Source organism: Nonomuraea sp. NPDC059023, from assembly GCF_042740095.1.
Classification (GTDB): domain Bacteria; phylum Actinomycetota; class Actinomycetes; order Streptosporangiales; family Streptosporangiaceae; genus Nonomuraea.
Genome location: NZ_JBHYIO010000037.1, coordinates 17,802 through 37,754, shown reverse-complemented (window position 1 = coordinate 37,754; position 19,953 = coordinate 17,802). Strand labels below are relative to the sequence as shown.

The window sequence follows — 19,953 nt, the reverse complement described above, 5'->3', positions numbered from 1 at the left end:
GCGGCGCCCGATGGGCGATCCGGACAAGGTCGTTCGGGGAATCTTGTAGAACGGCCTTACCGCGGCCTCGCTCGTTCCCGGGTTAGATTCCGTGGCCATGCGCCCCAACCCGTTCGACTGGATCGACGCACAGACCGAACAGCGCCGCCGAGCCGGTCTGGTCCGCGCCCTACGCCCACGGCCCGCCGACTCGGCGCTGCTTGATCTGGCCTCCAACGACTATCTGGGCCTGGCCAGGCACCCGGACGTCACGCGCGCCGCCGCCGAGGCGGCCACGCGCTGGGGAGCCGGGGCCACAGGCTCGCGGCTCGTCACAGGAACGACCGAACTGCACACCGCGCTGGAAGCGGAGCTCGCCGGCTTCACCGGCTTCGAGGCGGCGCTGGTCTTCTCCTCCGGATACGCGGCGAACCTGGCCGCCGTCACCGCCCTGACCGGCCCAGGAGTCTTGATCGCCGCCGACCGCCACAACCACGCGTCGCTGATCGACGGGTGCCGGCTGTCGCGCGCGGAAACCGTCGTCGTCCCCCACGCCGACCCCGCCGCGGCGGCCAAGGCCCTCGACAACCATGATGGCCGCGCCGTCGTGTTGACCGAATCGGTCTTCTCCGTGGACGGCGATGCCATGCCGCTGACCGACCTGGCCGAGGCCGGACGTGCGGCCGGAGCTGCTGTCATCGTGGACGACGCGCACGGATTCGGCGTGCTGGGGACGGGCGGGCGTGGCGCGGTGGCCGCGGCGGGGCTCGCCGACGCACCTGACATCGTCTGTACGATCACGCTGTCCAAAGCGCTGGGCAGCCAAGGTGGAGCGGTGCTGGGCCCGGCCCGTGTCATCGACCACCTGATCAACACCGCCAGGACGTTCATCTTCGACACCGGCCTCGCCCCCGCGCCGACCGCAGCCGCGTTGGAGGGGCTCCGTCTGCTGCGCCGCGAACCCGCCCGCCCGTCCAAGGCCAGAAACAGCGCACGAGAGCTGCACGCGAGGCTCGCCTCGGCGGGGCTGGACACGCCACGGCCCGAGGCATGCGTCTTGTCCGTACGCGCCGAGAACGCCGACGCCGCCGTGCGCTGGGCCGCCGCCTGCCGGGACGCCGGAATCATGGTCGGCTGCTTTCGCCCGCCCTCGGTCCCTGACGGGATCTCCCGGTTGCGGCTGTCCGCACGAGCGGACCTCACGCCGCAGGACATCGACCACGCCGCCAACGTGATCATCCGAACAGCTCCACGATGAAGCCGCAGGCCGAACCGGTACCACTGTCGCACGGCGATGTCCCGTGCGCCGTGGTGCCAGGGCCGGAGGCGGACGTCTGCGCGCACCTGCATGCCGAGCCCGATCTGTGGGGCGCGCGTGAACGGCTGTCGCCGATCCTCATGACCGCGCTCGCCGCCGGGCTGGCGGTGCTGCCGCTCGTCATCATGGGGGACATCCCCGGGCACGAGATCGAACACCCGCTGGCCGTCGTCGTGCTGGGCGGATTGTTCACCTCCACCCTGCTCAACCTCTTCGTCACCCCGTCGCTCTACCTACGCTTCGCCAAGCGCAGGCGAGACCGGGTCACCGCCTGAGACCTGAACCGGGCATCTCCTGCGTCCACGCGGTGCACGAATGTTCGGCACCCATCGAACGATCGGCTCCAAAGACGGGCAAGATCCCCCATCGGGCGGTCTTTGGGTAACCTCATTGGTAAAGGGCAGATAAAAATGCCGGCGTCATTCTGTCTTGGGGGCAGACGAGTGATGTGATCCGCGTCGTGGCCATGGTCGAAGGTTCGCGACTTCAGGTCGCGGGTTCAGGATGCTGCTACGGCAGGTCTCGTCGAGCATTTCCGTGCTCGCCGTGGTACGCAGGTTCGACGAACTCGGGCACGCCATCGATGGGCGTGCGCCCGACATCGCCGTCCTTGACGTGCGCACGCTGGACCCTGCCCTGATCCAGGCCGTCCGGCGGCTGCGTGAGAGTGCGCCCTCGGTGAAAATCATGCTGGTGGTGGACATCATCGACTCGGCGGGCGCCAGGGAGGTGATGCGGCTGGGGGTGAGCGGGTTGTTCTCCAGCGACGCCGATCCCCACGGGCTGTTACGCGGGCTGCAGGCGATCAACGCGGGTGACGTCGTGATCAGCTCGACCGCGAGCGGTCCGCTCTTCCGCGAGCCGACCGGGCCCATCCCCGCGCTGACCGCGCACGAACTGCGCATTCTGCGGCTGGTCGCCAAAGGGCTGCGCAACGACGAGATCGCCCGCCGGCTGGCGATCAGCCCTTCGACGCTCAAGCGCAATCTCAAACCGATCCTGTCCAAGCTCGACGCGACCGACCGGGCCAGCGCGCTGTTCGCCGCGGCCAAGGCCGGACTCCTCTGACAGCCCGCCGCCGGGGCCGGGCACGCCGACGAACGGCTCAGCCCGCGCCCACGTCGAGCCTGGTGTGCGCCTCCCCGGGAAGCGGGCGCTGGACGCTGATCTGGATGTCGTACTCGCCGGCCATCGGCACCCGGGCCTCCGCCGCGTACTGGCCGGGTTTGCCCGCCACCTCCTTCATCGGGATCGGGCCCAGGCGGTGCGCCATCGGCATCGCGACCATGTCCGCGTACATGACCACGCTCGCCCGTGACAGCGGGTCGTAGGTCTTGGTGCTGACCCTGGCCGTCACCTCGACCTCGAGGTTGCCGCGGTGACGGGCTTTGACGTCGATGCCCACGGGCAGGCCCGCCCCGGCCGACGGCGCGGCCGGGGGACGGGTCTGCTCGCCGGCGGAGGCCGCCGGGACCGGATCGGTGACGAAGAAGGCGATCAACGCTATTACCAGGGCCGCGGTCAGCCCGGCGGCCGTGCCGTACATGAAGCCATGACGGAACGTCATCTGCGTGCTCCTCCACGGTCGGGCAGCTCGATGAGGTCGGCCTGTTTCGCGACGAGCACCCGGAAGATGCCCCATTGGCCGCCGGTGAGATGGCGGGCGAGCGTGCTGGACCGGTAGAGGTAGTCGCCCGGTGTGCCGTCCGGTCCGCCGGCGCCGCCGGTCACCGCGGGATCGAGGTGGATGTTGTGGACCACGCCCGGGTTGAACTGGCCCTGGAAGGCGACCAGCTGCGACTGCGGGTCGTCCGGGGCACGCCGCCACTTGTGACCGTGCAGCGTGAAGCCGGTCGATCGCGGGTCACCGACCGCCTGTCCGACGCGGAAACGCACCGGGTCCTTCCCGTACGCGCGGAAGAGCGGCGTGGCCGGTTCGCCGTGGACCTGCGAGGAGAAGATCTTGGCCAGGTCCTGATTACGGGTGTATCGGTGGCTCCAGGGTTCGTTGCTGTAGTTGATCGCGAACTCGCCCTGATCCTCCGGGTCGTCGGCCTCGTGGCTCGGGGTGAGCGCCATGTCGTAGTTGTCGGGCACCGGGTGGTTGGTGTTCTTGCGTACCAGCGACAGATCGCTGTTCATGAGGACCACGTGCTCGCGGAAGTCCTTGCCGTTCGGGTCCACGATCACCGCGTCCGTGCCGCTCTTCAGGGCGGCGCCGGTCTTCGGGTCGAGGTAGGTCGATCCCTTCGGCTCGATCACCAGGCCGGCGTAGAGGCCGTGATGTCCGTGGTTGAGCGGGTCGGCGTAGTCCTGGAGGATGCCGAGGCCGGTGGAGCCGTCCTCCTCCGGCGCGTACCACCGGTAGAAGATCGACCCGCCCGGGGCGACCGTGGTATCAGGGTAGTTGGTGCCGACGTTGGAGCCTGAGCTGTCCACATGGCTGTCGGCCATGGCCGAGCGCAGGCCGACGCGGGAGCTGACCGGGAGCGGTTTGAACCCCGGCACGTTGTGCTCGTTCTTCGGCGGCTGGTCCAGGCAGCCCGGCAGCGTCAGTCCGCCTTCGCTGGGATCGCGGAAACCGAGCTGGCCGGGTTCGGTGCCCTCGAAGCAGTGGGGTGCCATCTTGGCCGGTTCCAGCTGGTTCTTCAGGGTGATCTCCATGCAGTCGCCGGCGTTGGCCCGCAGGATCAGCGGCTCGGCCTTCTTCGTGCCCGCCTTGATCGCCGCCACGTCCTCTTCCAGCGCGTACATCGCGCCGTTCGGATCGTGGTCGCCCGCGGCGTTGTAGGTGAGGTCCTTGTTGAACGCCACCACCGTGAACCGCTTGATCGGCACCGTGATCGTCTCGTCGGGCAGGTGCGGACACGGGTTGTTGAGGCCGGGGATGGGGATCTTCGGTCCGGCCTTCTCCGGCTGCGGGCCCGCGCAGATGTGCCGCGGCATGTTGTCCGGGAGCCAGGCCAGCCGCCCGGTGGGCGGCTCGAATCCCTCACGGCACCCGTAGACGACGAGTTCTCCCCAGGTGCCGAGGAACCAGTCGTCGGAGCCGCCGTAGTCGTAGAGGTAATTTCGGTGTTCGCCGGGGTTTCCCGGCCAGTACATCTCATAGCCCATGTCGAGTTTCACGTCGAAGTACTCGAGCACGCTGATGTGCTGGGCCTGGACCCACGGCGAATTCGGATCGTTGGGCTCCTGTTTCCAGCGGAAGCGCTCCAGGTTGAAGCCGTGCGACTCCTCCTGGCTCAGCTGGAACAACCGCCATTTGACCCGGTCGCCTTCGAACGCGCGGGGAATCGGCGTGTTGGGATTTCCGTGGCTGATGGAGCTGAACATGTTGGCCATGTCGGAGTTCCGGCGCGCCTCGAACGGCTCCAGCCGGTAGTTGACCCCCATCACGCCCTGGTCGTCGTTGCTTGAGGGGAATTTCGCGGGGTAGATCGGCACTCCTTCCGGCGTGCCGAACCGGTCGTCGTTCGGATCGGCGGCGTCCGCGGGTTTGAACATGGGGACGTGGTCCTCGACGAACAACGCCACGTTCCGGTAGTCCTCGCCGTCGGCCGGTCTGCCGTGGTAATCGGTGGCGCCCGGAGCGCAGTGGACGTCCACGATGGTGCCGATCGACACCACCGCGTCGGTCGTCGGGTCGCGGAAGGTGCAGCCGGGCGGATGGATGGTGGCGCCGCCGAACAGGCCGTTGTCCTGGTGCACGTTCGGAAAGAAGTGATCGTGGAAGGAGTTCGTCGCGGTGTCGGCGTGCACGAAGTCGCGATAGGTGTATTCACGGTTGGGTCCGGTGGCGTCGGCCCCCTGGTCGTAGTTCCAGCCGTTGGCGGCTCCGTCGGAGGACAGCACGTCGAACTGGACCATGTGCTGGTGAATGCCGACCTCGTTGGTGATCTGCCGCCGGTCGAAGACGGTGCCGCCGAACTGCTCGGGAAGGTCGTTGCGTAAGTGGTAGACGACGCAGTCGCCGACGTTCAGCAAGGGTGAGAAGGGTTCGGGTTTCTTGCCGTTCCGCACCTCGGCGACTTTCGTATCTCGCTCCGCCGCGGTGCTGCCGCCGACGTAGACGCGGCTCTGTGGATTGTTCCAGTTGAGCTTCGGGTTGTAGACCTGCTTGATCTCGATCGCGGACACGTAGAACGTCTTGGTGGGAATGGGCTGGCCATCCGATCTGGTGGCCGGGCAGGGGTTTTGGAAGAAGCCGCCCGGCACCTGACCTCGGACGTCGGCGGCGCGAATCTCCGCGGGAGTGGGCGCGAACACCGCCCCGGTCCGCCGTTCCGCGACGGCCAGCGGCGCTTTCGGGCTCTTGTAACCGAACGCGCCGGGAATGAAATGCGGGAAGCCGGGCTGGTCCGCGGTCGGCGCGGGCGGAGCCGCATGGTCGGCCAGCGGAATGAGCTTGGGCACCAGGGTGGTGTCGGGATTGCGCCGCGTACCGTCCTCGAGTTTGTCGAAGGTGCGGTTCAACCCCCACATGCCGTTGGCGAAGTGCGGATAGAGATGGCAGTGGAAAATGATGTCGCCGAAGGTCGCCTTCTTGTCGTCATGGGCGCTGCCGGTCCCGCCCTCCATGATCAGCGAGTAGTGGGAACCCGGGCTCACCGCCTGCACGTCCAGGGCGTTGCTCACCGAGGTGTGGTGCGTGGGCTTGCTGACCTCCTCCAGCCCGCCCTCGTCCTTCGGGTCGAACGGCCACCGGTTCACGTGCTGGTGGAAAGTGTGGGTCTCGAACTCCGCCGGATGGATCAGCCGGAACTGGGTCGGCTCACCCCGATAGCTGGGAAACACCAGGTCGCCACCGCCAGGATCGCCGAAGGCCCACGACGACAGGCTCGTCTCCTCGCCCACGCACTCCGCCGCGTTGAACCCCTGTCCCGCCCGCGTCGCGGCCGGGCAGCCCACCTCCTCGCGGTTGAACCCCGGCTCGGCCCGGTAGTTGAAGGCGAACCACTCCATCTTGACCGGCACCTCGCCCTGCACCAGCGCGTCGGCGTCGCCGCCCGACAGTCCCGGCAGCGTGCCCGCCTTCAGCTTGGCCAGTTCGGCCGCGCTCGGTTCCACGCACTCACCGCTCGCGCGGTCCTCCTCGTCTTCTCCGGTACGGCACAGCCGCGTCAGAATGCCGGGCTGCGCCTCCACTTCGTCGTGCATGAACACGACCTGCTCGCGAAAGTCCTTGCCCGCCGGGTTCTGAATGATCGCCCGGGTGCCCGACTTCAGCGGCTGGCCCGTCGAAGAGTCCACCCAGGTGGTACCGGCCGGTTCCACCATGATCGCGCCGAAGGCCCCGAAGGCGTGCGACCCGATGAAGTTGCCCGCCCCGGTCTGCACGGAGCTCATGTCGGCGCCGTCCTTGAACTGGAACTCCCCCTCCGCGTCGGCGAACAGCCGATAGGTCGTGGAGGCGCCGGGCGCCGTGGTGGACGCCGGATTGTTGCCGACCGCCGTGCCGTCCGACGTGGCGACGTCATACTTCAGCCCATCGAAGTGCATCGAGGCGTACGGCGCCGCGGTCGTGTCGAACTGCACCTTGCGCGCGGACCTGGCCGGTGCGAACTGACGCTTGGCCGGGGTGACCGCCCCCGGTGTGGCGACCACCGTCTCACCGGGCAGCTTGAACACCGACTCTCCCAGGTCGAACTCCAGGTCCGGCGCCGGCTCCCCCAGCCTGTTCATGAACCTGATCGACACGCAGTCGCCGTGGTTCACCCGGATGGTCAGCGGCTCGACCAGATCCCGCTGGCTGAACGGATCGGCCGCCTTCTTGAAGTTCGCCCGCACCGCCGCGATGTTCTCGTCCAAGACGTACATGCGCCCTTCGGGAACGACGTCCCCGAAGCGATTCAGGAAGAGCGGAAGGTTGATCAAGGAGATGTCGAACGTCCTGACCGGCGCGCCGGCCGTACACGGATCCGCTGCCGCGACGCGCTGCGCGAAGGCGCCACTGACCCCCCACATCCCGCCGCCCGCCACCAGCACCCATGCGCCTATCGACATCGCGAACAGCAGCCGCACCCCGATGCCGCGCCTTCTGAACCTGATCAGCACCAGCCCGATGCCGGCGCAGGCTAAAGCAACCGTCGACAGGTCCGCCATGATGCGCTCCTTTGCCCCGTTCACCCCAGTACCGCGCGCAGCCAGTGCCGGGACAAGCGCGCCGCCGCAATCTGATCCCTGCGGACCAGAGGTTGACCCAACCGGCTCGCCTCCAATGACCCACCGGGACCGCCGCCCTCGATCGGGGTCAGTGACGGGCTGGTGTGCCTTTTCGGGCAAGAGCAATCCGCCGGATCGTCCGCACACCCCGACGTCTGTTCTCATCTGAGCTAGGTTGAGCGCACATGACCGACCGTCGAGTCGGCATGGGAGCCTGCCCGCCGCCGCGCTCGACGGTCTCGACCGGAAGGCGATCCATGACCGGCGACCTGCGAGCGCATTTCGACGAACATGGCTATGCCCGCCTCGACCGCGCCTTCGCCGATGCCGCCGATGACATGGCGCAGGCCCTGTGGTCCGAGCTCGCACGCAAGCACGGCATCTCTCGCGAACGGCCCGACACGTGGACCATCGCGGAACCTCGCGGCTTGGGCGCGCTGCGGAAAGCCGGAGCCTTCGACAGGCTCGCCTCCCCAGCCGTCGTGGCCACGATCGACGCGCACGCGGCGACCCCCAGACTGATGGTCACCGGCGGACTGGCCTGACCCCTCTCCGTAGATCCTTCGAGGACCGAATTCATCCACCAATGCCGAGCTACGCGATCAGCCGATGCTGCTTGGGTGAGGTATCGGTGGAGGTCGCGGCAGACGGCCGAGATCAGCAGGTTCGTCGGTCCGGTGGTCGCGGCGCAGAAGGCGCTCTCGCGATGGCCGGTACGGCGGTGTGGTGACCGAGCGCCGCGGCGTTGACGTCGAGATCGAAACGCAGCAGAGAGAATTCGAACCGCCTGCCGCCATGGTCGAAGAACTCGATGACCGGAGCACGCACCTCGTCGCGCGGGCCGACGAACATGCCTGAGCACCGGCCCCTTCCCCCGTACACCATGCCGGCGTAGCCGGGCCTGCACGATGGCCTCAAGGATCGCCGAGCCCAACAACGGTCACGCGGCCCGGCTTCGCCTACGTCATCGCAAGTCAGCCGGCAGCGGTACTCCACCTCCGGGAACTGCCGTCAAGCATCCCGTACGAGAGGCAGGACGATGTCATCCAGGATCTCCTCGATGACATCGTCGGGCAGGGGTCGCAACGTCGTGAGGGCCTCGTGGCGGTACAGGTCGAAAGCGAGCCTCCTGAGCCGGGGTGTGAGGCGTTCGGCGCACGCCTCGCCACGGTCGATCGCCCGCTGAAAGATGACGTCGGCGGCCGAAGGCTCACCAGCGAGGATCTGCTGTCGAAGTTGCGCCGGACTGGTGTGCGTCTCGTCGAAGTAGGTGCCGAGGACCGCCGTCATCGCGGCGATGAGATCGAGACGCGTCTCGTTGGCCGCCCTCATGATCGCCAAGAGATCTCCGCGCAGTGTCCCCGTGTCCGGGGTGTCGAGGGGCTGGGCGGAGCTGGCGTACATGAGGGCGGCCTCGACCATGAGGTGCTTGTTCGCCCAGCGCCGATAGATCACCGGAGTGCTCGTGGCGGCCCGGCGTGCCACGGCTTCCAGCGTGAAGGTGGCGTAACCGCGTTCGGTGAGCTCCGCCCACGCGGCCTCGAGCAGGGCCGCCTCCAGCCGGGCGCCGCGCCGTCGTCGCATGGCAACCTCCATAAGATGCACGCACACATCTTACGACGGTGCCGTAGGGTGTGATTTAAGAAGCGATCCCGCTTCTTAAATCGGACACAGAGGGTGAGTGAGGACGATGAACGACGCGGTGACGGTCCTGATCGAGATCCACGCCAAGGACGGGCGGGAGCGTGAGGCGCGTGACGCGCTGGTGCACGCCATCCAGACTTCGGCCAAACCGGGCTTCCTCAGCGCGCGCATCTTCGCGCATGCGACAGATCCGGGCGCCTTCTACTCGGTGCAGGAGTGGGAAAGCGCCTCGGCCTTCCACCTGCACATGGCCGAAGCGGCGCCCGGCATGGCCGAGGCTACCAACATGCTGCGCGAGCCCCCCACTACGGCAGTACTGCAGCCCATCGGCTCCTAACAGGAGCGCCGCGGCTGCTCGGCCAGTGCAGAATCGAGGTCGGCGTCCAGGTGGAAGCCGTAGTTAAGTGCCCTGGCATGTCGCGCGGTGCGCGGCTGGCCGCCCCAGGTGCCGTCTCCACATCCCTGGCGCAGCACAGTGACCGCGCCCTGCGCGAGCTCGTGGACACGGCCGTGCCGACGGGATCGGGCATCGGTGGGGAGTCGGCGCTACTGGAGGTCGCCGGAAGCCCGGTCTTCGTAAAGCGGGTGCCCCTCACTGATCTGGAGAGGCGGCCGGAGCATGTCCGGTCCCCGGCGAATCTGTTCGACCTGCCGCTCTTTTGCCACTACGGCATCGGCCAAGAGGGCCGTGACGCGCTGGCACGCTCCACCGACTTGACGGAAGATCCAAGCTAGAGGTCTAGTACAACCTGACTTCGTAACTTATGGGTGGCGGGCGTGATGTGGTGACTGCCGATGATCTACAGGCGGGCTGGACGCGCTGTTCGCTCGGGTGGCCGACCGTTTCGGGAGAGTGGAGCCTCGTCGTCAAGCGCGGGCGTAGGTGAAGGCGGTCGGTGAGGTCGTCGTGTGGCCCAGGTGATATCAGCCTCCCGGCATCTAAACGCCTCGGCCAAGCCTTTGACGACCCCCGGTGCCGCCATGTTCCGCGCGCCGCGGACCGAAAGGCTAACGATAGGGCCGCGCCTGGATGGTGAACAGTTGAGCATACGTACCACGTCTGGCCATTAGCGACTCGTGGGTGCCTTCCTCGGTCACGCTGCCCTCCTCCATGACGTAGATCCGGTCCGCGTGTCGGACGCTGGAGAAGCGGTGAGAGATCATCAAGACGGCTCTGTCGGCGAACAGGTTCTTGACGCGGGCGAAGAGATCGTCCTCGGCCTTCGGATCGAGTGCTGCCGTGGGCTCGTCGAGGATGATGAAGGGCGCGTCCCGGTAGAAGGTACGGGCGATCGCCAGCCGTTGCCATTGGCCCCCCGACAGGTCCGCGCCATTGGCGAACTCCTTGCCCAGGATGGTCTGAGCCCCGGCTGGCAGCGAGGCGACAAACGCGTCGGCCCCCGCCTGGGCCAAGGCTCGCTGTGCGCGGTCCGTGTCCACGGGCGCGTCCGGCTGACCGAAGGTCACGTTGTCGATGGCGGGGAGTTTGTAGCGGACGAAATCCTGGAAGACGACCGCCGACAGATCACGCAGCGTCCGAGTGTCGGTGACAGGCGTGCCGTCAAGCAGAACGGAGCCGTGGTCCGGCTGATACAGACCGGCGAAGATCTTCGCCAGCGTTGTCTTCCCCGAGCCGTTCGCCCCGACGAGAGCGATAACCTCGCCCGGCTTGACCGTGACCGTCACGTCGCGAAGCACCGGCCGATCAGTTCCGGGGTAGGCGAAGGAGACCTGGTCGGCCTGTACGGTTCCCATCGCCATCCGGGGGTGAGCGGTTTCCCGGGGCGAGACCGCGGTGAAGGCGCGGAGGTCCTCCAGATAGAGAATGGATTCGCCGATCCCGCTCAGCAAGCCGCCGAGCATCTGCGCGCGAGTCGACAAGAACCACAGTCCCATCAGCGCGGCGGCGACGGTCGCCAGGTCGAGGACGGAGGCGGCCACCAGCCAGATGCCTCCGCCGACAACGGCCAGGACCAACCCGTCCGCAGCCACCCGGGCGCGCAGGCTGCCCCACATGTAGCGCCGGTTGGTTGCGGAGTGGCCGTGGATCTCCTGTCGATACGCGGCGTCCCAGCGATCGTGCAGGACTTGCCCGAGTCGCAGAGCGCGAATCTCCTTGGCCTCGTCCCGGCCGGTCAGCAGCCGCTCCAGGTATTCGCGCCTGCGCCGGTTCTCCGACAGGGCGTGATGCAGTTCGTGGCGGGAGTTCCGGTCGTCGCGCGCGGCTTTGAGGACAGGTAGGGCGCTCACCGCGGCGACCGGCAGCAGCCACCATGCCATCGACATGAACGTGCCCGTGACGGCGACGGCAGCCAGTACGGCCTGGCCAATGGCGACTGTCGCGGTGACGAGCATGGCCAGTCTGCCGCGAGAGGCGAACACCGCGCGTTGCAGCCGGTCGTGAAACGCCGAATCCTCGAATTCCGACAGTTCGGCCTGCATGGCGGAGCGCAGGACGATGGCTGTGGCGTGCCGGTCCACCTTCACGGTCACCATGCGCTGAATGCGGGTGCTCACGGCGCGCACCATTCCGGCGGCCGAGCCCAGCACGACGATCGCGAGGGCCGCGGGGATGCTCGCGGCCCGAAAGCCGCTCCCGCCCGCCGTCTCCAGGGCGGTTAACGATGACCGTACGAGCACCAGGACACTCGCCAACCCGACCGCCGACACCAACTGGAGAACGGCCAAGCCGGCGGTTCCCTTCGGGTCGGCCTCCCACAACAGCCGGAGACCGAACAGCAGTGACTGAGCCAGGTTGGGCGTCCGGGCATTCGCTGACCGCACTCAGAACTCTGCTTTCCGCAGCCAGTCACCCTGCTCGCGGGCCAGCGCCTCGTAGGTCTCCCGGAAGCGGAAGGAATGGCCCTCATGGGGAAGCAGGATCAGGCGGGAGTGGCCGCCCGCCGCCACGATCGCGCGATAGAGCTCTATGGCCTGCTGGGGCGGGGTGCTGGGATTGACGTCAGCGAGGCCGTGCGCGATCAACACGGGGCCTTTCAGCCGGTCGGCGAAATGCAGCGCGCTGAATGCCTGGTAGAGGTCGGGCGCATCCCAATAGGAGCGCCTCTCGAAGTGAAAGCCGGTCAGGGTGTGGGTCCGGTTGTAGCAGCCGCTGTGCGCTATCGCGCCGGCGATCCCTGGCACATGTGCCAGGGCGTAGAGCGCTAGGGTGGCGCCGAAACTGTGTCCGCCAACGGTCACCATTGACTGGCAACGGTCCACGGCAGCGCTCACGGCACTGGTGATCTGGTCATGCACCATCGACACCGTCGCATCGGACGGCCAGTGCAAAGGCAGGTCAAGGGTCGCCTCCCGAAAGCCGGAGGAAATCGGTGGCGGGCCCTGGCCGAGTTCCGCGTCTCCGATCAGGCCCGCCCGAACCCAGAGCAAAGTCACCTTTTCCGAACTGTTCTTGGAATGAATGGTCAGTTGTGCGTTGCCGAATCCGGTGGGGATATCCACGATCGGCCCCGCCCCTCCTGCGGTGGAACGGTTCTTCGCCGAGGGACCCACGTCATCGCGTGCCCACCTGGCCCGTGCCTTGAACGGATCGAGATCAACGGCAAGCGATCCGACTTCCCCGTCCGCTCCTCGGCAGCCGATAAGGAAACGCCCGTCGGACATCCGTCCTCGTGCACCGGCCGGGATCCGCGTTCCTTCAGGCAGGGAAGTTTCGCGGCGATCCCCGGATGCGGTGTGCATCTGGAGTCCGATCTCGTGCGAGGACAGGACTGCCGGCTCGTCGCCGTGCCACACCACCCACCAAGGCGAGTCGGGCCGCACCGGAATGGACCACCGGTCACCGGTCAGGTCGGCAACGCGAACCTTGTCGTCCTCGCACCAGGCGGTGGCATCGCTGTCGACCGCCCATCGCGCCCCCTCGGCTAAAGGACGCATTCGCGCGCGACCCGTTACTTCCATACAACCGAGGCGCCAAAGTAATCCGTCTGGCCCTTCCCCGGCACTGGCTTCGACAATCAGGTGGTTGCCCCCGGGCGCGGGGGACAATTGGCGAACGAGCAGAGGCGGGCTCACCGGTGTGAGCCGCTCCGTCCCCGGATCGAATGTCGCCACGCGGGCGGCGGCCAGTCCTTCCAGTTCGCGGCGTCCGGGTGAGAAGGTGACCTCACCCGGACCGGAGGCCTCGTAGATCGCCGGGGCAGCAAGCGAAGCCGGGGCCTCGTCATCGGCGGGCTCACCGGGGACCAGGACGACCAGGCGCTCTCCTGCCCACGCTATTGGGCTTCCTTGCCCCGCGAGCGAGGTCACCACCCGCACATTCTCGTGATGCGCTACCGTCGCCAGCCGGTAGTTCGCTATCCACGGATAGGCGCACCGGCGGCGGACCGCCAGTCCGGCGACCAGCGGCTGTTCCGGGTGCCAGGCGAGAGTGGCGGCGAGCATTCCCTCAACGGGGAGTACCCATCCTCTGCTCTGTCCCAGCTCACGAACTTCGACTCGCACCGGACGGCCCCTTGGTGGGGGAGCGCCTCCGAGATCAGGATCGATGGTCAGCCTGTCCCAGGTGACGGAGGCGGGATTGTGCTCGGCGATGGACGGATACCTGGGGACGGTGTTGATGGCCCATGCCAGCCCTCCCGGAGCGATCTCCCGGTGCGACCGAGTCTGACTGAGATCACCCGTCACTTGCCACCGCCGTCGCGGAAATCGTCACAGACTCGATCAGCCGCTTGACCGGTCCGATTCCCTCGGCGGGCGCGCAAACGACATTGCCTTCGGCGTCCAATCCAACTGCGCACGGGATGCCGAGTCCGTCCACCTCCTCCGGGAGCTTCTCCCTCATGGCCACGGTGACCATTTCGATCGTCCTGTGCCGGATCGGGTCCATCTTCGCGATCAGTTCCTTGAGGGCCTGGCACGCTGGACAGTCATCAGCCCCATACAGGCGCACGCCGTAGATGCGATCGTCGCACGGTCGTGCCGCCGTCGCGGTGGTCTCACGGCGTCGATCGAGGAGCAGAATCAATCCGAATATGACGACGGCGGCGCCGGCGGTGACACCGAGCCGCACCACCACAGAGGACGGCCCAGCGCTGCCAGTAATGGCCACCATCGTGGCGACGACCGCCCCCACCGCGTTCAGGGACACATGGGTCCGCCCCACAGCCGCCAAGCGCGCGGCGCCGAAGCAGGCGCATTTCTGACCACGCAGCCAGAATGCGACCACGGCCAGCGACACATAGGTCACCGCGACGGCGACAACCGCCCAATGCTCGCTCGCAAGGATCGCGATCGCGGCCACGGTGAGTTCGGCGACGCCCACAAGTTTCGGTCCGTGGGGGGCGCGCAGCATGGGATGGCGTATCGGCCACTGCAGCTTCTCCGCAGGAGTGACCAACTTCGCCAGGCCGGCGACCATCATGGGGCCCGCGAGGATGCCCAGCACAACGTCGGTTACTGACATCAGTCATTCCTCCTCGACGATCAGCCATCCGATGTGGCGCATCTGCTCGACGAGTTCTCCCCGCGGCTGCTCGGCTCCTTCGAGAATGTTCCGGAGCAGTGCCATCTCGGCCTCGCCGAGCTCCGCGGTCCCGAGCGTCAGTTTGTCCATCATGATCGCGCCGCCGAGCGGGAGAGGCGTCACGATGATGTGCGGTGCTACTCGTGCGCTCATGCTCGTTTCCTCAACCATTGGTCAAGCCACAGAAGACGCAGCAGGGGCATGACCTGATTGGCCAATTCGCGCCCGTCGTGCAGCACGGCCGTAACGCGCTGCGGATCGACCAGCCCCAGGTCGGCCAGGGCGCAATCCGTCGCAAGCTGCCGGATTATCTTCTCGCGTTCCCGGATGAGATAGGCGCCGGCGGCGGCTCTGATCCAGAATCCAGGTGACGCGTCGCGTACGGTCGCGATTCCGCGGGCCTTGAGCGCCTGCCTCATCGGCAGGTGTTTGACCAGTACACCTTTGCGAATTCTCGCCAGCTTCGCCGGCGCGAGGGCGGCGGCGGAGGAGAGCACCGAATTGCTGAGCGCGGGAGTGGCCAGTGGTCCGCGCTCGGCGAGCCCGGTCATCGCCCGGCCAAGTACGGGGTCGAGAAAATCCAGGTGGTCTTTCCACACGCCCAGGGTGCCGCGGCGGGCGGAAGCGAGCGCGTCACCGGCCTTCGTCGTGAGTCCCGGGAGCCCGACGGGCTTCGGCGAGGGCGGCGGGGGCGCTCCGGTCGGTTGCGAGTCCTCCGTCCCCGCGCCGGGACGGTGGACCATTTGGTCCTTCAGCAGTTCACGAGCAGTGGCCAAGCCCCGCAACGTCCCGTGCACATGGAACGGCTCGGCCGTCAGCAACCGCCAGTCGTTGACCCCCGCTTCAGCCTGGCCCAGCCGCGCCGAAATCAGATCTTTCAGGAGCGCTCCAGTGACCACCGTGCCGCCGAATGCGCCTTCCAGCGCAGCCACCATGCGCCGCCGGGCCTCCATCTCCGGCATCGGAGGCAACGGCTCGTGCCCAGTGATGAGGTTGGGATCCAACAGCTCTCCGAGATCGACGTCGACCGCCTTCAGATCGAGTCCGCCGATCCCGCGCGCAAGGGTCAGTTCCCGGTGGCCGCGAATGACGCCGTGAAGCAAGCGAGGCTGGAGGCCCGCGTTCGCCGCGCAACAGGCGAGGAAGGACGAGGACAGCCCACCGCTGTAGGCGATGGCGAAATCGTCGCCCAGACGTGCCAGCGTCTCTGTTACCGCCTGCTGGAATGGCAGAGGTTGCGGAAGCGTGGGCTGCCGTCTACTCACCGTAACGCCAGCTCTGTCGACCTGCACCACAGCGCCTATCGACAGGCGCGTGACACCGGGGATCGGGCTGTAGTCGGGAGCTACCTGATATCCGTCCGCCATGGTCAGCAGCGTCCCGGCGTCCGGAACGGGTATGCCGTCCCCACCGTCGAACGCCGCAAGATCACACGACCATTCAAGACGGCCCATGCCTACCCGATAATAAACAGGAGAGGATTCAAGGCCCGCCAGGCTGAGTTCGAAACCGGTGTCGGTGACGGAAGTGCGGATACCCACCTCCCGCATAAGGGGAGAAGCGTTGATTCTGCCGTCTCTGAACTCGACGACATTTAGCGAACTATTCATGGAAGCGCAGCGACCTCAACATATTCTTCCCTAACCGGGAGAGATGTGCTGACCACCCGGCCGTCACATTCAACCCAGGCGTGGAGGCCTGGAGGGGGATTCGCGGCAAACGACTCTCTGCCCACGTGAAAGGTCGCTTCGAATCCTACGAATCTCAGGCCCGCCGTCAGGTAGAGCGCGTCCTCGATCGGATCGAGGAACCCCACGAAGCAGCGCTGGGCAAGCCGAAGCGCGGCCACCGTGTTGCCGATATCCCCACGCATCGGGAAACGACTCCTCTTGACCTCCGGCCACTCCGTCAGCAAATAGGAGCCGTTTGCGGAACGGCTCTTCTCCAAAAATCGCATCGCCGCACGGAATGCCCATAAAGCTCTGATCATTTCATCACCTCTTCCGCCTGGGCGGTCGTCAGTGACGATGGCCCGTTAGGCATTTCTAACGGGCCATCACACCGGAATTCTAAGACTACTCAGAGGCTATTCTCAGCAGTACGCGCACGTCCACCAGTCGCAGTTGAGGCAGACGGTCTCGTTGCAGCAGTCTGAATCCCACGTGCAACTGTAGCCCGGGCCGACACATTTCTCCGCCACCGCAGTGGTCTCCGAGTGGAGGTGCTGCTGGAGCGCGCCGCCGCCAACCCGAGAACCAATCGCAGTAATCGTCATTTCTTCTCCCTTCCGATGCTCGTATAAGCCCTGGTTTCAATGGCCATAAAACCATTGACGCAGTAACGCTAACAGGACGAGAACAGCCCTAGCAATAATGTGGATCTTGTCCCGGACTGTCCGGTCCACCAATCTGAATCCGGCAATCCAACGAAATGATTTACTTAAACCTGACTCAGCCTGTCAATAATTTGGGCATATGCGAGCGCGTAGATCGGATCGCTGGTGGCGCCGGCCACTCACGCCGGCGCCGCGGCTGTCAAACGTTGGTACGGCCGATTCGCCACAGGGAAAAGCCCAGCATGACCACGATGAGCCCGACGAACACCGTGAACTCGATCACCTGGAAGGTCCACCATCGACTCGCCGGTTGAAAGTCGAAGGCGTATTTATAGCCTCGCTTGATGAGGCACTCCTCCTGCTCCAGGCGGGCGAGGTCCCGGCCCTGGGAGGGCGACTCGGCACAGACGTGCGCGGGAACGACAGCGGTTTCGCTGCCGCTCGGATCAAGCCACGTGCGTTTGAGGAGGAACCCGCCCGCCTTCTGCACCGCCTTGGCATCGGCGCTGATCATCCGCTCGGGACCGACATAATACGGCCGAGCGGAATGGGCCACCGACATCAGCAGCAACACAGCGGCCATGACGATACCCATCGCCACTAGGGGGCGGCGGGTGACCAGACCCGCCACCACACCAATCGCACAGGCCAGCAGGCACCAGCCGACAGGCTGCAGGCCGCTGGCGTCGAAGGAGAACGGTTGCAGAACGGGGTCGTCGACCCCCCATCCGGCATACGCCTGCCGCCACATGCTCACCATGGCCGACAGCGCAAGCCCTATCACGGTCACCATGCCCAGGACCCAGCCGAGCTGGACCGTCAGCCAGCGCCGGACGGGCACCGACTGGCTCCACGCCAGCTTCCCGGTCTTGCGTTCCAGTTCCTGGGCCACCAAGGGTGCCCCCCAGAACATCCCTGCCAACGCCGCGGCTATGAACGGAACGAAGGCGACGAAGAAGCTCATCCGGCCACGCAGTCCCGTCAGTTCAGTGACGAAGGCGGCGCAGCTCTCACCGGGTCCGGGACATCCGGGTGGCGCGTGATCGGCGATCAATACCCGGCCCTGCCAGGCGTTGACCGCCAACACGACGGCCATCACCAAGAGCAGAGCCACGGAGACCAGGACATGCGCCCGATGCTGCCGCCATGCCAACCAGAGCACGAAATCCCCTCACACCGCTCGAAGTTGCCGGGTGCGAACCACCGTCACCGCGGTCAGCAGAACCGCCATACCGCCGAGCAGGCCCGCTTCCTTCCACTGAAATTCCCAGTACCGGCTGCTCGGATGGTGGTAGGTGACATAGCGATAGCCCTCCTCCTTCAGACACCGCAGATATCGGGGGTCAAGTGAATCCGCGTACGCAGAAAGGGGGCACTTTGGCGAAGTCGGCTGTGCCACCTCCTTGCCGTCGGGCGGGAGCCACATCCCTTCCACCAGCAAATCTCGCGGGAACGCGTCCATCTCCGCGGTCACGGAGCGCACCGGATCCGCGTAGAAAGGCCGCAGGAATGCGAACACCGGCAGCACGATCAGGCCTACGGATACGGCCACTACCAGCGCGGCGAGTGTACGGCGGAACACGGCGCCGGCCGCCGTCCCCAAGGCGAACATGAAGATCCACCACGCGGCAGGGGACACGCCGGTCATGTTGAAGACGTCCACGGCCGCGAAACGCACCGGATAGACCTGGTCAATTACACTCCGCCACCAGGAGACCATCCCGGAGAACGCCAGCCCGCCGATCAGCATGATCAGGAAAGCGATGCCGAGCTTGGCGCTCAGCCACTGCCGCAGGGTGATCGACTGCGTCCACGCCAGCTTGCTGGTCCCCCGCTCGACCTCGCGGGCGATCATCGGCCCGCCCCAGAACGCCCCTACCAGGACGTGCGCCACCATCGGCAGGACGCCGATGATCGAGTACACCAGGCCGTAGCGGGCTTTCAGGGCCCACTGAAACTCCTCGCAGACGTTCTCCGCGCCGGGACAGACGCCACGCGCGGCGTGCGCGGAGATGTAGCTCGCCGCGTCGAGTCCCGTCACCAGCAGCAGCACGCCCATCGCGGTCAGCAGAACGGCCATGAAGATGATCTGCGGGCGTACCTGCCGCAACACCAGCCAGGTCACGCACGGCCCCCCGACAGCGTGGCCTTCTCGGCCGGGCGGCCCGATTCGGGCCGCCGCAGATAGCCCAGCACCAGCGGCTCCAGGGCCACCGGATCGACCCGCCATCCCTCCGGTACCGCCGGGGCCGCCGTACGCACGATCAGCGACGCCTCCCCGCTCCGGCGGCGATCGGCGATGACGTCCATGTCGGCGACCACCTGACCGGCGTGATCGACCGGTCCAGTCACCAACCGATGCTCGGCCAGCACGTCGTCGATCGCCCCGCTGAGCTGGACGCGTCCCCGGTTGAGGACGACCAGCCAGTCGCACGTGTCGGCCAGGTCCTCGACGATGTGCGAGGAAAAGATCACCGTGATGCCCGAGTCGGCGCTCACCTCGCCCAGATTCTGCAGCAGCTCCTCACGGGCCAGGGGATCCAGATCAGCCAATGGCTCATCGAGCACCAGCAGGTCAGGACGCTTGGCCACCGCGAGCGTCAACGCGACCTGGGTCCGCTGGCCCCCTGACAGCGCTTTCACCTTGCGGTCGAGCGGGATGTTCAGCCGGGCCAGCCGATCCTCTGCCAACGCCTGGTCCCAGCTCGGATTGAGCTTACGGCCGAACGTGAGCATCTCGGAGACCTTGAAGCTCTCGTACAACGGCTTGTCCTGGGCCAGGAACCCCACGCGCGCCAGGGAGGGTCCGTCCTGCCGCATCCGGGACCCGAAGACCTCGAAATCGCCCGTCGTCGGCCTGCTCAAGCCGACGACCATGTTCATGAAGGTGCTCTTGCCCGCCCCGTTGGGTCCGACCAACGCGACCGTACGGCCGACCGGGATGGACAGCGTGCAGTCACGCAATGCCCAAACCTTACGGTAGCGCTTGCCGAGATTACTCACGGACAGCGCGCTCTGCTCCGCCAT

General features: G+C 66.7%; 19 protein-coding genes. 6 read left to right on the top strand and 13 right to left on the bottom strand.

The genetic code is table 11. The annotated features are described in order from the left end of the window. Positions 1-97 precede the first annotated feature (97 nt). The 3 genes from ACFWYW_RS44505 to ACFWYW_RS44495 all read left to right on the top strand — a co-directional run bounded on the left by ACFWYW_RS44505 (position 98) and on the right by ACFWYW_RS44495 (position 2,365). Positions 98-1,237: an 8-amino-7-oxononanoate synthase gene (locus ACFWYW_RS44505; RefSeq protein ID WP_379611039.1), complete on the top strand. Its 1,140-nt coding sequence runs from the start codon at positions 98-100 to the stop codon at positions 1,235-1,237. Beyond that, positions 1,234-1,572, top strand: coding sequence for an efflux RND transporter permease subunit (locus ACFWYW_RS44500; protein ID WP_379611037.1), 339 nt, complete (start codon positions 1,234-1,236; stop codon positions 1,570-1,572). The genes ACFWYW_RS44505 and ACFWYW_RS44500 overlap by 4 nt, the downstream gene beginning before the upstream one ends. A gap of 229 nt (positions 1,573-1,801) precedes the next feature. Beyond that, on the top strand, positions 1,802-2,365 hold the full coding sequence (locus tag ACFWYW_RS44495; RefSeq protein ID WP_379611036.1) for a LuxR C-terminal-related transcriptional regulator: 564 nt from the start codon (positions 1,802-1,804) through the stop codon (positions 2,363-2,365). A 37-nt stretch (positions 2,366-2,402) separates the two neighbouring features. Here ACFWYW_RS44495 and ACFWYW_RS44490 read toward each other — a convergent pair whose 3' ends face one another. Further along, positions 2,403-2,864, bottom strand: a complete 462-nt coding sequence (locus tag ACFWYW_RS44490) for a FixH family protein (RefSeq protein ID WP_379611035.1) — start codon at positions 2,862-2,864, stop codon at positions 2,403-2,405. Continuing rightward, positions 2,861-7,402, bottom strand: a complete 4,542-nt coding sequence (locus ACFWYW_RS44485) for a hypothetical protein (RefSeq protein WP_379611034.1) — start codon at positions 7,400-7,402, stop codon at positions 2,861-2,863. The genes ACFWYW_RS44490 and ACFWYW_RS44485 overlap by 4 nt, the downstream gene beginning before the upstream one ends. Positions 7,403-7,719: 317 nt before the next feature. Here ACFWYW_RS44485 and ACFWYW_RS44480 point away from each other — a divergent pair, with 317 nt between their 5' ends. Further along, complete coding sequence (locus ACFWYW_RS44480) at positions 7,720-8,007, top strand: hypothetical protein (RefSeq protein ID WP_379611032.1); 288 nt, start codon at positions 7,720-7,722, stop codon at positions 8,005-8,007. A gap of 112 nt (positions 8,008-8,119) precedes the next feature. On the opposite strand, the gene ACFWYW_RS44475 is transcribed toward ACFWYW_RS44480, so the two are convergent. Next, complete coding sequence (locus ACFWYW_RS44475) at positions 8,120-8,314, bottom strand: hypothetical protein (protein ID WP_379611030.1); 195 nt, start codon at positions 8,312-8,314, stop codon at positions 8,120-8,122. Positions 8,315-8,473: 159 nt separating this feature from the next. Continuing rightward, positions 8,474-9,046, bottom strand: coding sequence for a TetR/AcrR family transcriptional regulator C-terminal ligand-binding domain-containing protein (locus tag ACFWYW_RS44470; protein WP_379611029.1), 573 nt, complete (start codon positions 9,044-9,046; stop codon positions 8,474-8,476). 106 nt (positions 9,047-9,152) lie between these two features. On the opposite strand from ACFWYW_RS44470, the gene ACFWYW_RS44465 reads away from it, so the two are divergent. Together ACFWYW_RS44465 and ACFWYW_RS44460 are read left to right on the top strand one after the other, a co-directional pair. Further along, positions 9,153-9,443, top strand: a complete 291-nt coding sequence (locus tag ACFWYW_RS44465) for a putative quinol monooxygenase (protein ID WP_379611028.1) — start codon at positions 9,153-9,155, stop codon at positions 9,441-9,443. 77 nt (positions 9,444-9,520) lie between these two features. After that, a complete protein-coding gene (locus ACFWYW_RS44460) occupies positions 9,521-9,841 on the top strand; it encodes a hypothetical protein (protein ID WP_379611026.1) in 321 nt (106 codons plus the stop codon). A gap of 273 nt (positions 9,842-10,114) precedes the next feature. On the opposite strand, the gene ACFWYW_RS44455 is transcribed toward ACFWYW_RS44460, so the two are convergent. The 9 genes from ACFWYW_RS44455 to ACFWYW_RS44415 form a co-directional block, all read right to left on the bottom strand. Continuing rightward, positions 10,115-11,794 carry an ABC transporter ATP-binding protein gene (locus ACFWYW_RS44455; protein WP_379611024.1) on the bottom strand — a complete coding sequence of 560 codons (1,680 nt, stop codon included), beginning with the start codon at positions 11,792-11,794 and terminating at the stop codon, positions 10,115-10,117. A gap of 96 nt (positions 11,795-11,890) precedes the next feature. Next, a complete protein-coding gene (locus ACFWYW_RS44450) occupies positions 11,891-13,510 on the bottom strand; it encodes an alpha/beta hydrolase family protein (protein ID WP_379611023.1) in 1,620 nt (539 codons plus the stop codon). A 232-nt stretch (positions 13,511-13,742) separates the two neighbouring features. Continuing rightward, entirely contained in the window at positions 13,743-14,531 is a 789-nt protein-coding gene (locus ACFWYW_RS44445; protein ID WP_379611022.1) for a hypothetical protein, read from the bottom strand. 3 nt (positions 14,532-14,534) lie between these two features. Continuing rightward, a complete protein-coding gene (gene adfB / locus ACFWYW_RS44440) occupies positions 14,535-14,744 on the bottom strand; it encodes an actinodefensin-associated protein B (RefSeq protein WP_379611021.1) in 210 nt (69 codons plus the stop codon). Further along, positions 14,741-16,132 carry a hypothetical protein gene (locus tag ACFWYW_RS44435; protein ID WP_379611020.1) on the bottom strand — a complete coding sequence of 464 codons (1,392 nt, stop codon included), beginning with the start codon at positions 16,130-16,132 and terminating at the stop codon, positions 14,741-14,743. Before ACFWYW_RS44435 ends, adfB begins: the two co-directional genes overlap by 4 nt. Before the next feature lie 65 nt (positions 16,133-16,197). Further along, positions 16,198-16,581 carry a lasso peptide biosynthesis protein gene (locus ACFWYW_RS44430; RefSeq protein ID WP_379611019.1) on the bottom strand — a complete coding sequence of 128 codons (384 nt, stop codon included), beginning with the start codon at positions 16,579-16,581 and terminating at the stop codon, positions 16,198-16,200. Positions 16,582-17,125: 544 nt separating this feature from the next. Next, positions 17,126-18,040, bottom strand: a complete 915-nt coding sequence (locus tag ACFWYW_RS44425) for a hypothetical protein (protein ID WP_379611018.1) — start codon at positions 18,038-18,040, stop codon at positions 17,126-17,128. A 57-nt stretch (positions 18,041-18,097) separates the two neighbouring features. Next, the gene (locus ACFWYW_RS44420; RefSeq protein ID WP_379611017.1) at positions 18,098-19,051 is read right to left on the bottom strand and encodes a hypothetical protein; all 954 of its coding nucleotides are present in this window, start codon (positions 19,049-19,051) and stop codon (positions 18,098-18,100) included. Continuing rightward, a complete protein-coding gene (locus ACFWYW_RS44415) occupies positions 19,048-19,953 on the bottom strand; it encodes an ABC transporter ATP-binding protein (protein ID WP_379611016.1) in 906 nt (301 codons plus the stop codon). Before ACFWYW_RS44415 ends, ACFWYW_RS44420 begins: the two co-directional genes overlap by 4 nt.